Here is a 13,111-nt window from a genome sequence, read left to right on the forward strand (position 1 = left end):
AACTGTGCGGGAACTCGATTCTTACTGCCGAGGAACCCGCGTTTACCTCCTTTCCTATTTCGTAATGATTGTTGTGTTGTATTGGGCCGATCTTTAGGGAGTTCCGCCTGCCTTAATCGGTTCGATATGGCACGTCTCTATCTCTTCATAGAGGGCATCTATTTCTTGTTGTAACCCTATTGTTCGATCGAGAGCGGTGACGATTCGGCAGAAGGTTTGAATCTCATCGAGTGAGAGACGGTGGCCCTGCCTTTCTTTCAGCCATTTCTCGCAGACCTGGTAGCCTCCTATAGGATACTCCCAGACTTTCTGGGGTATCGGTGCGAAATACTGATGTGCGTTAATGTAAGCCCTCTGTTCCACGGGATCATAGCGCAAGCCGGTAGCCCCAGTCTGTTGCACAAGATGGTTGCCCTCCCCGTGATATTTACAGAGTGGAGGGTTCAGTTCGGTAGATCGTAGCAGATGAATCTGAACGAGCCGTGCGCCGAGATCGGCATAGCGCGAGAAAAGGTCGGAACGTGTAGGAAAGGGCACTCTCGGAAAGTCACTTTGAAGAAACGCATAGTATCTTTCTCGATAGGTGGGCGCATAGAGAACCGCGTAGATATAGTGAAATATCTCTTCGGGTAAGGGCGATCGTCCGTAGGCTTGCGTTAAGGTTGTTGTTAGTGTGGCATTTAAGTTCGGCGTCCGTTGTAGATCGTTGTGTTGATCGAAGAGATGGGTTTGTTCGCCGTTATGATAGAGATAGAGTGGGAAGAGATAGTTCGTTGTTTTTGAGGACAGAGCTCCGTGTTCAACAGGGCTTGTCGTAATGAGAGCATGTGACCAAGGAATGCTAAGCTCTTCTCGTGCATGGGTTATCAAACCTAAGTTCTGTCCTATGAGCAAATGTTGCATGACTTCTAAACGGGGTCTACAATGGAAACCCCTAGAGATGCCAGTATAGTATGTATAGCACACATCGAAGGGACGGTAGAGGATTGGCACAATGTGCTGCTTTGATGGCCCCGAATCGCTTAAATCTTTTTGCGCCCATTCCACTTTCCAGTCTCGGGCATCTTTGCCGAGGCGGTAGGCTTGGCGGGCCAATTCCGGCTCGAGGCGCACGAAGTTGGTAACCGTGTTCCAAACCTCTTCCGGAGTCCGGTGAATGGTCAGACGGTCGCGGGCGGTTACGATGCCAACGCTGTAGACCGGAAAAATTTCAGGTAGAGAAGGGTATCGTTGATAAATAGCTTCTAGATCATTATTGCGCGGAACGAAAAAGTAGAGGGGAGGGGAAGGCTGCAGCGGTTGCCATGGTGTGCTGTTAAGGTGATTTGAGCTAAGCCATGCGTACTTGGATTCGCGAGAACCCCACAGGTCCGCATAGTATATCTTTGCTTCTGCCTTGCCTTCCTCATGGTCTGTCTGCCTGTGTTGCTTCACGAAGAGCGCAATGGCTACGCCTTGTTGAATATCGAACACGTTCTGATCGGGCGAGCCGTCCGGGCAGGTTTCGCGCTTTCTTGTGTTGCCGTGAAGGTTCAGAATGTAAATCTCATCATAGGTGCGTAGCAGGCTTTGACGCATACCGCGGAATGTCGGGTTATCGAGGTAGGCGTGGTTTGAGATCATGCCTACAACGCCGCAGCCGGCCTGCTCGATTTTCCACTGGGCGAAACGCAAGAATTTAACATAATCGTCCTGTAGCCATTTGGGGTTTTTCTCTCCAAGAGGCCGCCCGTCCACCTGTTTGTAGGCTTCAATGAGGCTTCTTATCCATGCTCCTTGATTGGTCGACTCACCGGAATAGGGTGGGTTTCCGAGAATGACGAGAATGGGGGTCTGCTTCTTGATCTCGAGCGCCTGCTGCGATTCGGCGGCGAGGGCGGAGAAGAAGGGAAGTCGGCTTGTCTCAAGCTCTTCAATATCCAGAGCATTTGTAAGATAAAAACGCACGCGCTCGTCGTTAGAAAGGATGTAACCAAGCTCTTTAAGAAGGAAGTTCATTTTGAGGTGGCCGACGGCGTAGGGGGCCATCATTAACTCGAATGCAAAGAAGTTTTTTAGGATATGGTTCCGAATGAAATCGGTAAGGGCGCCGGCTCCGTACCTTTCTTGAAACTCGGAGACGGCCTGCTGAGTAGCCTGGGCGACAAACGTCATCGTTCCTGCGGCAGGGTCTAGCAGAGTGATATTGTTTGAGGCCAAGCCTTCAGGCTCTTGGAGACGGTCTTTAAGCAGCCCGTGAAGCGAACGAACAATGTAAGAAACAACCGGTTCAGGGGTGTAGTAGACGCCGCGGCGCTCTCGCTCCTGAGGGTCGTATTCTGAAAGGAAGGTTTCGTAGAAGTGGATGATAGGGTCGTTGCCTTTGCCTTCTTGGTAATAGCGGTCGAGTATCTCGTTGACATCGGCGACCGAGAGAACCTCCACGATGTCATCTACGCACCAGATCAGTTCGGTCGGAGGGTCGGCCGAGGAGATAAATTGAAACAGCTTGCGTAAGACGCCTATGGTATGAGGGATATGTTCGGCTGCGGAACGACGCTGGAAGTTATCCGTGGTGCGTGTTCTTGCTGCAAAAAGTCCGTAGGTAATCGTTTGGGCGAACAGGTCGGCAAAAGCTTCCGGTGTTAGGTCGGCAATGAGGAAGGTTTTGAACGCCTCGTAGAAGCTGTACAGTTCGCCGGGAGCCGCTTCTTCCCGTTTGAGCTGTTCTTCGGCAACAGTTCGTAGGAAACGAGTTCGTTTGGCCAACTCCGCCGCGAGAGATGCGGCACTATAGACTTTGGGGGTGACAAAACTGAAAAAGCGTTCAAGTAGCGCGTAGAGAGACGCTGGATTTTCTGTAGGAGGCGCTATGCGCAACGTATTGAGAACCGCAGGGCGCGCGAGAAGGGCTGTCTCTACCTTTTTACCGTCTCTGTAGAGGCGGAACTCAAGAAAATTCGTGAGAATGAGGTTCGGAAACGTTGCCCGGTAGCGCTCAAGTTGGCCTGAATTCTCGATTTTGTCGAGGTGTTCCTCCGTTGGTCGCTTCGCCTCTATATAGCCGATGATATGTTGGCTTCCATCCCAAACACGAAAGTCGGGGTTTCCCGCGTCTGTGGGGCGAGGAAGCGCGGTCACTACCACGTCTCGATGGATTGTTTGCGCAAAGGCCTCTAGCATGGCCTGAAGGGCGAAGTAGAAGCTCTCTTCACGGGCATCGCCTTGGGCGGCCACTTTGGCCAGTTGCTGCAGGTAGTCTTCGAATAAGGAGCGGTTATCGTCCATGGCAACGCTCCCATCGGAAGGAGGTTAAGCGGAGGGGGCGCTTACAAGCCCTCGGAGGAATCGTTCGTTTAAGGCTCATATGAGTTCGAATCGTTGGTGAGGCGTTCGTGGAGAGAATCGAAGGGTGGATAGAGAACGCCAATTTCGGTGATGAAGGCGTGGATAAGCTCGGCGGGGGTAACATCAAAGGCCGGGTTTAGCGCTGGGACGCCCTCTGGGGCGATGCGATTTCCTTGAATGTGGGTAACCTCTTGCGGGTCTCGCTGCTCGATGGGAATAAGGTTTCCTGAGGGGAGGCGGAGATCGAAGGTGGAAACGGGCGCAGCCACGTAGAACGGAACGCCGTGATAGTGCGCGAGGACGGCAAGGCCGTAGGTACCGATTTTGTTGGCCGTATCCCCATTGGCGGCGATGCGGTCGGCCCCGACGATCACGCAGTCAATCTTTCCTTCTCGCATGAGCACGGCGGCCATATTGTCGGCAATGATGGTAACAGGAATCGAATCCTGAGCCAACTCCCAGGCGGTGAGCTTCATTCCTTGCAGGCGCGGTCGCGTTTCATCGGCAAAAACCTCCACCGTTTTGCCTAGTTCCACAGCAGCCCGAACGACTCCGAGGGCGGTGCCGTAGCCCACCGTAGCGAGAGCGCCGGCATTGCAGTGGGTAAGCACACTGGCGTGCTGGGGAAGGAGTTGGGCGCCATGATAGCCGAGGCGTCTATTAACTTGGATATCCTCCTCAAGCATGCGAAGGGCTTCATCTAGAACGGCCTGACGGATATGTTCCGCACTATCAGAAGCCTCGCGTGCGACGGCAAGAATGCGGTCTACAGCCCAAAAAAGGTTCACCGCGGTTGGGCGAGCCGAACGAAACGCTTGAGCCATCGTGTCGAGGTGAGCGAGGAGCGCGTCGCCGGTATCGAACGGGGGACTATTTTGTGCACCGAGCGCCATGCCTAAGGCGGCCGTGCAACCGATGGCGGGGGCACCTCGAACGACCATAGTGCGAATGGCCTCTACAACATCCCGCCAATCGGTGTAGGTAATGTACGTAAGGCGATGGGGAAGGGCGTTTTGGTCTATTAAAACTAGGCGTCCCTCGCGCCAGTCCACCGTTTGCAGAGTTGTTCCGAGCCGTTGTGCCGACATCGTTCAAGCCTCAACTTTGGCATGATCTAGCGCGTGATGACAAGGGCTGTCTAGATCGAGCGGAATTCTCTGCACCAACTCCTTGACAACTTTCTTGATGCGTTCCGCGTTTTTCAGAAAGGTTTCGTAGACTTCCTTTTGGGTCACCGGTGCTACCTCACCTTCGGCCACTAGGCCGCTATCGTAGTCTGTAATAAGGGAGATATTCACCACGGCGATATTTTGTTCGAGAGCCAAGTAGGCTTCCGGATATTGGGTCATGTTAATCACTTCCCATCCGGCTTGAGTGAACCAGCGACTTTCGGCTTTTGTGGAGAAGCGAGGGCCTTGAATGACCACCACCGTTCCGCGCTCATGGACGGGGATACCTTGTTCTCGGATGACCTCGATAGCAAGTTTGCGCAGATGAGGGCAATAGGGATCGGCGCTTGAGACATGATATACCTCTGGACCGTCGTAGAAGGTATCTTTCCGGTTACGGGTACGATCTACATACTGATCGCACACCACGAAGTCGCCGGGTTTAATGTGGCTTTGCAAGCTGCCGGCAGCACAAGGGCTGATGAGAAAGCGTACGCCAAGTCGTTTCATCGCCCATATATTCGCCCGATAGTTGATGGCGTGTGGAGGAATGGTATGGTGGCGCCCATGTCGCGGAAGAAAGGCTACTCGACGATCCGAGAGGGTGGCAAGGAAGATACTATCGCTTGGAGGGCCGAACGGAGTATCCACAGCGATCTCCTCTACCTTGTCAAAGAGAGAGTAAAAACCGCTGCCGCCGAAGACCCCGATCTCCGCGGTAGGGGTTGTGTTATCAGAAGGCATCCTACAGTAAAAAGCTCCTCTAAATCTATGGGATGAAGAATAGTAGACGGCGTCTATTTTACCCGCTCACGACAAACTTTTGGGGGAATGGGGATTGCAGGGTGTTGGGGAATGGATTCGACTCGGTGCTCTTTTCTGAAGCGTCGAAGCATGCGAAGAGGCGGTGCGTTGACCGAAAATCGTTTCATGACGGTAAGATTCAGCAGTTCATCGGTTTTGCACTAGAAGAGAGGGAGCACAGTGATAACAAGAGCGGTTTTTCTGGATAGGGATGGGGTGCTGAGCGTGGAGGGAGGCGACTACGTGACCCGTCCCGAGTTGCTGAGGATGTTGCCGAGGGTGGGCGAGGCTATAGAACGGTTGAATCGAGCGAACTTTAGAGTGATGATTGTAACCAATCAATCTGCCGTTGGGCGAGGATTGATGACCTTAGACGATTTGGCAGAAGTTCATACACGGTTACAGTCGGAAGTCGCCTTGGAGGGAGGAAGGATAGATGCGGTATATTTCTGCCCTCATCGTCCGGAGGAGGGATGCTCCTGTCGCAAACCGGCTCCGGGGATGCTCTTACGCGCTGCCGCGGAGCACGATATTGATCTGCATCGAAGCTACATGATAGGGGATTCACCGAAGGACATTGCCGCCGGGGCGTCGGTAGGATGTCGGACCGTGCTGGTTTTAAGTGGACACACGCGGGCTTACGAGCCTTGTCGCTTTCCCGCACCGCAACCCGAATGTGTCTGTGCCGATCTATGGAACGCCGTCGAATGGATACTTTCAGTAGAGGCTACCGATACCGGTTCCTAGAGCCTGACCGGCGGGGCCATAGCCGAAGGCGCGGAAGAAGGGGAAGGCGGTGATGCGAATAGAGAGATAGAAGGCGCATTCCGGGCGGAAGCCGCCGACGTTATTGGTGTAGGTTAGGCTCATCTCGAGACAATCCCAGTCGTGGATGATTTGGAGGTTTTGTCCGGTGAAGCTCCCCGTTAGACCACTGTAGAGGTAGAGGCCGTTAATGCGCCACGAGCGCCCGATAGGGATAGAGAATTGGGTGTTCAGTTGGGTAATTTTACGTCGAAGTCCCGGTTGCTGTGGGTCTATGTTGGCGAGGATGTCGAGACCGAAATCGTTTTTTCCGCGTAGGCTTAGCTGGTTGACGAGGGCAAAGAAGCGCCCGCGATTCGGGTCGTAGACCTGGGTTGCATCAAAGCGAACCGAGGGAGTTGGGCGCCACATAAGGCGTGTAGAGAGCGATTGCCAGGGCAGGGTACCCGGCGTGTGGGTGAGATCGTAGCCGACTCGCGCTGTGAATTGGAAATGAGGGTCATCCAGGTAGCCACCATCGAAAGAGAGATAATGGGAGCGTCGCAGTTGGTCGAAGTAGAAAGGGGTAGCCCCTTCCGGCTGATCGTAGACGTAATCTATGTCGAAGCCGGAGCGGCCCGCAATGTGTTGGCGTAGATGCATGTCGTCGTGGAGGCGATATTCGGCGGCTCCATCGCCGTAGAAGCGTTGCTCGAAACCGAGGGCCGTTGTGAGTTCGGTTCGTCCCGTTAGAAGAGTAATGGGCTGTGTGTTGAGGCCTAAAAGCACGCGATCGGTATTCACTTCGGAGCCGGGTTCGGAGTACTGCCCTACACCCAAATCGAGAGTTAGCGGCAGTTTTCGTAGCCACCCCCCTCGGAAACGGTATGTATTGAAGTCCATTTTAAGCTCCGGCAGCTTTTGCAGCACACCGAACGAGCCCCCTGTTTGGGTACCAATGGGGGTAGAACCGTTTGCCACCAGAGAGAGAGCGTACTCACGCGCGTCATGTTGATAGCTGAAGTTTTCATCAAGTCGTTCCGATTTTGAGGAAAAGCCCGAGCCACCGGAGAGAAGATCGGAAAGCTCTAAGTCGAAGGACAGACTATTATGTGTGCTGCCGGAGGAGCCGAAGAGAAAGTCTTGTTTAAGGCTGCCGGTAAGTTGACGGCTAAAGAAACCGGGTGAGAAGCTGGTGGCGAGATTAAGTGTAAGGTCGCCATCCGTGCCGTGCAGAGGGTCGGTGTGGTTAAAATCGAAGCGGGTGGTTTGGGTGTCGTAGCGAATGGTGCCCGAGCCAAAGGCGTAGCTATTGCGTTGCAGTTCCGAGTCGATAGCAAAGCGGTTGTTGCTGCCGATGTTCTGCTGGTGTTTGAAGCTTGCGCTGAAGTTGGTGTTGAAGCCTTGGGATAGGTAGCCTTGAAGAGTAAAAAGCCCACCATTAGTCGGGCCGAGTCCGGTTCCGAGCCGCGGAAGACGGTTGCCTATGGTGCCGTAGCCGTAGGCAGAGACGAACACGCCGTTATCTGCCGAGTAGGCTCCGCTTGTCGGCGATGTTTGTGGGGTCTGCTTGCCGGCGAGATACTCTTGTTCGAAGCGATAGCCAATACCGCGCTTTTGTGTGATGTCGAGGCGGAAGAGGCCGGCGGCATCCCGTCCTTCTGCGAAGGCGTAAGGGAAGCGGGCGAAGTAGCCCTCGTCTATATTTTGACCGAACTCCGGAAGGTAGTTGGTGCGCGGGCGTTTTGGAAGACGTTGATTGAGGGGAATTACAAGTTCTGGCAGCGTAATGAGTTTCACCCCAAAAAAGAAGATGCTTACCTTTCGGAGCGTTAGCTTTTGGTAGGGCACTAGCTCCGCCGAGCTTATCTGCAGTTGATAGTGCGGGGTGGGCTGGGTGCAGGTGGTGGCCGAGAGACTTTGGCCAAATAGGTAACCGGACTGGTTGCCTTCAAGTGTCTGGCCCTTTATAAAGATAGGCGAGTAGATATTTCCGCTGAACAGGGATGGGGTAAGCATGCCATGTGGGTTGCCTAGTCGGAAGCTTCCATCGGGGGGATAGAAGAAGATGGTATCGGCTGTAGCAACTATTCCATTTCGTTCGATACGCGCATTGCCGCTGAAGAGGAAGCCGTTTTTAAAACTTCCATCCATTCTATCTGCGCTGATGGTGGTACCGAGATAGTTAATAGAGATGCCGCCGCTGACATGGTAGACGCCATCCGGACTGATGTTGAAGGGGCCTTCTAGGTGAATTTGAAAGGATTGTTGAGGCGGCGCTGATGGTGGGCGGACGAAGGCGGAAGGAGGTGGTGTAGCGGAGCTTACAGGGGGTTGATTCTGTAAGGGTGAGAATAAGGCCCAAATCTTGATCAGTGCTAAGGATACGGCGATAGGCATAGGGCATATAGGGGGAACACAGCGACAGCCACATTATGACATATTCTTTACGAAAGAGGCAGAAAGTAGTGACCAGCTACCGGGTCTCTTGGCCGATCCGTACCCAGGCATCCCATTTTTGACCTAGAGAGATAGGTTGAGCAAGTAGTGGGTCTTCTGTACGGCCAATTCGCGCCAGTTCTTGGGATATCCAGCACTCTAATTCCTCTTGCAGGGCATGAGCTTCATCGGCGTGGGAGTCGGCCAAATTCCGAGATTCTGCTGGGTCTTGAGCGAGATCGTACAGCTCGATGGGCGGCATGCCATGCCGGTCGGGACGACGGGCAAGGATCAGCTTGCGGTCGCGGGTACGAAGTGCCCATTTCGATTGCCATGTGTTTTCGCAACTAATGATGCGATCCCATCCTTGAAAAGGGCGGTTTTCGATGAGGGGTTGCCAAAAGCTTTTGCCTTCCATGTGAGGTGGCGGGTTAGCCCCTACGGCGGAGAGCACTGTGGGTGCAATATCGAGGTGTTGTACCATCTCTGAAATAACCGTATTCGGCCTGATGTAGTTTGGATGTCGCATGATGAGGGGGACATGGATGGTCTGATCGTAGAGTCCGTGGTGTTCAAAGTAGATGTCGTGTTCGGTAAGGCTTTCGCCATGGTCCCCGGTGAGGATAACAAGGGTGTTTTGGTCGAGGTTTTCTTCGGTAAGAGCATCTAGGAGTTGACCGATGCCTTCATCCACATGGCGTATTTCGGCATCATAGAGCGAAGAGATATAGTTTACGTCACGGACAGGGCCTAATTTTTTAAACCAGATGTCATGAAACATGCCCCAGATCGGCTGACGTCTTACCGGTTCCATCGTATCGGGGCCTGAGAAAGGGTCTTTATCCGACGGGTAAAACATCCTATAGCGCTGGGGAGGGAGGTAGGGGGTATGTGGCTCCCAATAGTGGAGGAAGAGGAAGAACGTTTCTGTTTTATGTTGACGCAGCCAAGGGATAGCCCGCGCGTTGATCTCTTCACATGATACGAGTAGACGCAATTTATGACGGAAGCTGGGGTTAATGTAGAACTCATAGCCGCGAGCAAGCCAAGGTTTTATATCGTAAAGATTATCTACGGCAGCGGTAGTATAGTTAGCCTGTTGGAGCAGTTCGGGCAGAACGGGAATTTTTCGATCGAGGTCTACTTGGCCACCATGGCAAACGATGTTGTGGCTAATGGGGTGAAGGCCTGTGTAAATGGTGGTATGAGCGGGTGTTGTGGGGATGCCGGGGGCGAAGCAATGGGTAAACCTGGCTCCTTGTGCGGCGAGTCGGTCTATGTTGGGCGAAGTAGCGAGTGGGTAACCATAGCAGCCAAGGTGGTCGGCTCTTAGGGTGTCTATGACGATAAGGAGAACGTTCATTTATCTCTCATTGGGAGGGGCACAACGCCGCCATATGCTGAAATTCACCTACATTATAACACTTGAGGCGGTTTTTCTTCGTACTAATATTTAGCACCCAAAAGTTGGTTTTGCAACACTTTGCATGATAGGTTAGACACTGGTGCGAAATAGGCGAAATGAGCGGGTATACTTTGCAGAGGATAAAGCCCGTCGAGGTCTGGTAGGCATCATCAAAAGGCGTTCCGTAGCCTGCAAAGCAGTTCAGGCGCCTAAGGGGACAGAAGATTGCAATGGCCGTAGCGCGTGGAACATCACCCAAAAGACCGTTGAATAGAGTAATTGCCGGTTGCCCACCCTCTGGCATTCGTCGCTTTTTTGATATCGCGAGTCAGATGGAAGGGGTAATCTCTTTGGGGGTTGGCGAGCCGGATTTTGTGACTCCGCAGGTTATTCGTGAGGCCGGTATCCGTGCCCTTGAGGAAGGCCGCACCTCTTACACGGGCAACAGCGGTTTGCCAAAGCTGCGGGAAGGTATTTGCGCCTTGCTGGAGCGCCGACATGGTGTGCGTTACGACCCAGAAAGCGAGTGCTTGATTACGGTTGGCGTGTCGGAAGCGCTGGATTTGGCGTTGCGGGTGTTGATAAACCCCGACGATGAGGTGATCGTGCCTACGCCCTGTTATGTGGCTTATGAGCCGTGCATTCAATTTGCGGGTGGCGTTGCGGTGACGATCCCGACCTACATGGAGGAGGGATTCCGGTTAGACCCGAGCCGTGTGGAAAGCGCCATAACATCAAGGACGAAAGCCATTCTTATCGCTTCACCTGCCAACCCGACGGGAGCAACGCAGTCGCGCGAGAATTTGATGCGACTCGTTGAGATCGCCGACCGATACGATCTCTATATTATTTCAGATGAGATTTACGAACGCCTGACCTACGAGGGTAAGCCAACCTGTGTGGGAGCGTTGCCTTTAGCGCGAGAGCGAACGGTGGTATTGAACGGCTTTTCGAAGAGCCATGCGATGACGGGGTGGCGTGTAGGATATGCCTGCGGCCCGGAGCCTATTCTCCGATTAATGACCCGCGTACACCAGTATACCATGCTTTGTGCAAGCCATATTTCCCAGCTTGCGGCCATTGAGGCCATTGAAAACGGCGACCCGGATGTGGAGGCTATGGTGGCCGATTATGATAAGCGGCGGCGTATTTTTGTGGAGGGACTGAACCGCGTAGGCCTGGAATGCCTTATGCCACAAGGGGCCTTTTACACATTTCCCTCCATCAAGCGTTATGGGCTTTCGAGTGAAGAGTTTGCCGAGCGATTATTACAGGAGGAGCGTGTCGCGGTGGTGCCGGGCACCGCCTTTGGTGCGGCTGGAGAAGGGCATATACGCTGCTCTTATGCCACGGCGTTAACGAAAATAGAGGAGGCGCTGGAACGAATGGAACGATTTCTGCGGCGGCTGGAGAACACTAGATGATAGAAAGGGTTAATCGGCGATATTTGGGGTTGGGGATTTGCATACTCTTTCTATGCTGTTTCCTCGGCGTTGCTCGCGCCGACCGCATTGTGCTTGCACCGATGGCGGAGACACCAGACCCAAACAGTTTAGGCTTATCCGGTTTATTAACGCCCTATCGGCATGACAACAGCTTTCTATGGCTTCGATACGCCTCTGCACAAGGGATAGAGTTGGAACTACAACGTGCAGCCCTGCTTCCAGACCCAAAGACGCGCTATACTTTCGACGTGGAGTATCCTCTCACGTTCGATTTTGGCGGTCTTCCTGCCATCGCTTTAGGAGTGCGCGACCTTTTTGGAACGGGGGACGAGCATGGTGCGCTGTATGCGGTCGTGAGTCATTCTCCTATTATCCCCGAGCGCCTGAAACCCTTTCTTAACCACTTCCGCCTCACGGCGGGCGTGGGAACCGGCACGATGGATGGGCTGTTCGTAGGGGTGCAGGCCAAAATGCTCGGTTCCGTTACGCTCTCCGCGGAACTTTACCGCAGACAGCCCAATTTTGGGCTGAATCTGCCTGTGGTTCGGGGGATGAGTGCGGATGTTGCAAGCATCAATGGAACCATTTACTATGGTTTCAGTGTCCATATAGTTCGTTAGAACTCTTAAAATAAGGAAATTTTTATTTCGGGATAGGTATAGATGCAGAGCTTGAACGCCTTAGAAGACAGAAGAAAAGTTGTGCTCATCAAGAGCCTTCGTACGAAGAACCGATTCTACGCGCTTGTAGAGCCGGAACGCGGTATACGCAATGCCGACACGGTGGAGGACATTCCAGACGATCTCATTTTGGGTATTGCGTATCCGTGTCTGGAGGATGGTCTGAACGATTTTGCCGTGATACGCACCACATTTGAGACTATCGATCTGTTTCCTGAGAACGACCCGCTTCGTGCTGAGATGATGGAGATCGTAAAAGAGGCACGGGACAATTTGGTGAGGCGGCTGCAGGAGCTTAGGGATAAGCTATCGGCACGGAAGGCTTTCTTTTTGGGTACCGATTACAACGAGTTCAAGCAGCATGCTCTGCGGGTGATGCAGCATGGCTATCAGCGTCGTATGCTGGATGGCATGATGAAGCTTAACGTCTTCTGCAGTGTAGCGGAAGCCGAAGGCTACACCGATCCGAACGAGTTGCCCTACTTTTACGAGCCTAACCCTAGCACAAGCATTGATGTGTTCCAAGAGTTGTCACCGGAGGCGTTTATTGTTCGTCTTTTTGACGACGTGCTCGAAAGTGTATTGAACGATGCAAACTATCAGAACCAATACCGTTTCGACCGAAACGTCTTCCAAAAGTTCTTGACGGTTATGTTTGTAAACTATGCCACAACCGAGCCGATTTTTTACGGCATTAATCGAGGCGATTATGGGGTATCTTCCGAAAAGGAGATGGATACCACCCCGCTCTATATGGCCATCCGGCGGGAGCTACTCGCCATCGAGGAGCGGTTGCGAGTTGCTCCCGAAGAGGAAGTGCAGCCGGTTGTCGTGCCGAGTTTAGATTCTGGGGTACCAGCACCCACCAAAGAGGTGCAGGTAAGCTTGCCTGGTGAATTGGTGAACGAGGAGGTGTTGATGGGGCCTATCTCCTCTCTCTGTTCTGCTGCTCTGCTGCTGCGGCGGAAAAGCGACCCAGAGACCCAGCGGATCGCACGTGTTATTTTGGCCGACGCTGAGAAGTTAGTGGATGAACTAAAGCGACTCGGAATTATCTCCCCGCTTACGAATAACCCCGGTCATGTGAATAACGTATGA

The 13,111-nt window shown here is 53.2% G+C and carries 9 protein-coding genes; 4 read left to right on the plus strand and 5 right to left on the minus strand.

Annotation, left to right across the window (positions count from 1 at the left end):
* Nucleotides 1-93: 93 nt before the first annotated feature.
* The 3 genes from VKV29_RS11375 to VKV29_RS11385 all read right to left on the minus strand — a co-directional run bounded on the left by VKV29_RS11375 (nt 94) and on the right by VKV29_RS11385 (nt 5,240).
* A complete protein-coding gene (locus VKV29_RS11375; RefSeq protein ID WP_324201427.1) occupies nt 94-3,267 on the minus strand; it encodes a type ISP restriction/modification enzyme in 3,174 nt (1,057 codons plus the stop codon).
* 68 nt (nt 3,268-3,335) lie between these two features.
* Nucleotides 3,336-4,415, minus strand: a complete 1,080-nt coding sequence (mtnA, locus tag VKV29_RS11380) for an S-methyl-5-thioribose-1-phosphate isomerase (RefSeq protein ID WP_324201428.1) — start codon at nt 4,413-4,415, stop codon at nt 3,336-3,338.
* Between the two features lie 3 nt (nt 4,416-4,418).
* A complete protein-coding gene (locus tag VKV29_RS11385; protein WP_324201429.1) occupies nt 4,419-5,240 on the minus strand; it encodes an S-methyl-5'-thioadenosine phosphorylase in 822 nt (273 codons plus the stop codon).
* 240 nt (nt 5,241-5,480) lie between these two features.
* Here VKV29_RS11385 and VKV29_RS11390 point away from each other — a divergent pair, with 240 nt between their 5' ends.
* The gene (locus tag VKV29_RS11390) at nt 5,481-6,047 is read left to right on the plus strand and encodes an HAD family hydrolase (protein ID WP_324201430.1); all 567 of its coding nucleotides are present in this window, start codon (nt 5,481-5,483) and stop codon (nt 6,045-6,047) included.
* Here the strand turns inward: VKV29_RS11390 and VKV29_RS11395 are convergent.
* Together VKV29_RS11395 and VKV29_RS11400 are read right to left on the minus strand one after the other, a co-directional pair.
* Nucleotides 6,018-8,444, minus strand: coding sequence for a hypothetical protein (locus VKV29_RS11395; RefSeq protein ID WP_324201431.1), 2,427 nt, complete (start codon nt 8,442-8,444; stop codon nt 6,018-6,020). The genes VKV29_RS11390 and VKV29_RS11395 overlap by 30 nt on opposite strands.
* A 76-nt stretch (nt 8,445-8,520) precedes the next feature.
* Nucleotides 8,521-9,846: a sulfatase gene (locus tag VKV29_RS11400; RefSeq protein ID WP_324201432.1), complete on the minus strand. Its 1,326-nt coding sequence runs from the start codon at nt 9,844-9,846 to the stop codon at nt 8,521-8,523.
* 272 nt (nt 9,847-10,118) lie between these two features.
* Between VKV29_RS11400 and VKV29_RS11405 the strand changes: the two genes are divergently transcribed.
* The 3 genes from VKV29_RS11405 to VKV29_RS11415 are packed head-to-tail and all read left to right on the plus strand — an operon-like array spanning nt 10,119 to nt 13,111.
* On the plus strand, nt 10,119-11,312 hold the full coding sequence (locus VKV29_RS11405; protein WP_324201433.1) for an aminotransferase class I/II-fold pyridoxal phosphate-dependent enzyme: 1,194 nt from the start codon (nt 10,119-10,121) through the stop codon (nt 11,310-11,312).
* Nucleotides 11,309-11,953 carry a hypothetical protein gene (locus VKV29_RS11410; RefSeq protein WP_324201434.1) on the plus strand — a complete coding sequence of 215 codons (645 nt, stop codon included), beginning with the start codon at nt 11,309-11,311 and terminating at the stop codon, nt 11,951-11,953. The genes VKV29_RS11405 and VKV29_RS11410 overlap by 4 nt, the downstream gene beginning before the upstream one ends.
* A 42-nt stretch (nt 11,954-11,995) precedes the next feature.
* A complete protein-coding gene (locus tag VKV29_RS11415) occupies nt 11,996-13,111 on the plus strand; it encodes a hypothetical protein (RefSeq protein WP_324201435.1) in 1,116 nt (371 codons plus the stop codon).

Source organism: Chthonomonas sp., from assembly GCF_035294165.1.
Classification (GTDB): domain Bacteria; phylum Armatimonadota; class Chthonomonadetes; order Chthonomonadales; family Chthonomonadaceae; genus Chthonomonas.

What these genes read in the sequence shown, in the direction of transcription:
- VKV29_RS11375 (WP_324201427.1), bottom strand. Translation starts at nt 3,267, where the DNA reads ATGGACGATAACCGCTCCTTATTCGAAGACTACCTGCAGCAACTGGCC.
- mtnA (WP_324201428.1), bottom strand. Translation starts at nt 4,415, where the DNA reads ATGTCGGCACAACGGCTCGGAACAACTCTGCAAACGGTGGACTGGCGC.
- VKV29_RS11385 (WP_324201429.1), bottom strand. Translation starts at nt 5,240, where the DNA reads ATGCCTTCTGATAACACAACCCCTACCGCGGAGATCGGGGTCTTCGGC.
- VKV29_RS11395 (WP_324201431.1), bottom strand. Translation starts at nt 8,444, where the DNA reads ATGCCTATCGCCGTATCCTTAGCACTGATCAAGATTTGGGCCTTATTC.
- VKV29_RS11400 (WP_324201432.1), bottom strand. Translation starts at nt 9,846, where the DNA reads ATGAACGTTCTCCTTATCGTCATAGACACCCTAAGAGCCGACCACCTT.
- VKV29_RS11405 (WP_324201433.1), top strand. Translation starts at nt 10,119, where the DNA reads ATGGCCGTAGCGCGTGGAACATCACCCAAAAGACCGTTGAATAGAGTA.
- VKV29_RS11410 (WP_324201434.1), top strand. Translation starts at nt 11,309, where the DNA reads ATGATAGAAAGGGTTAATCGGCGATATTTGGGGTTGGGGATTTGCATA.
- VKV29_RS11415 (WP_324201435.1), top strand. Translation starts at nt 11,996, where the DNA reads ATGCAGAGCTTGAACGCCTTAGAAGACAGAAGAAAAGTTGTGCTCATC.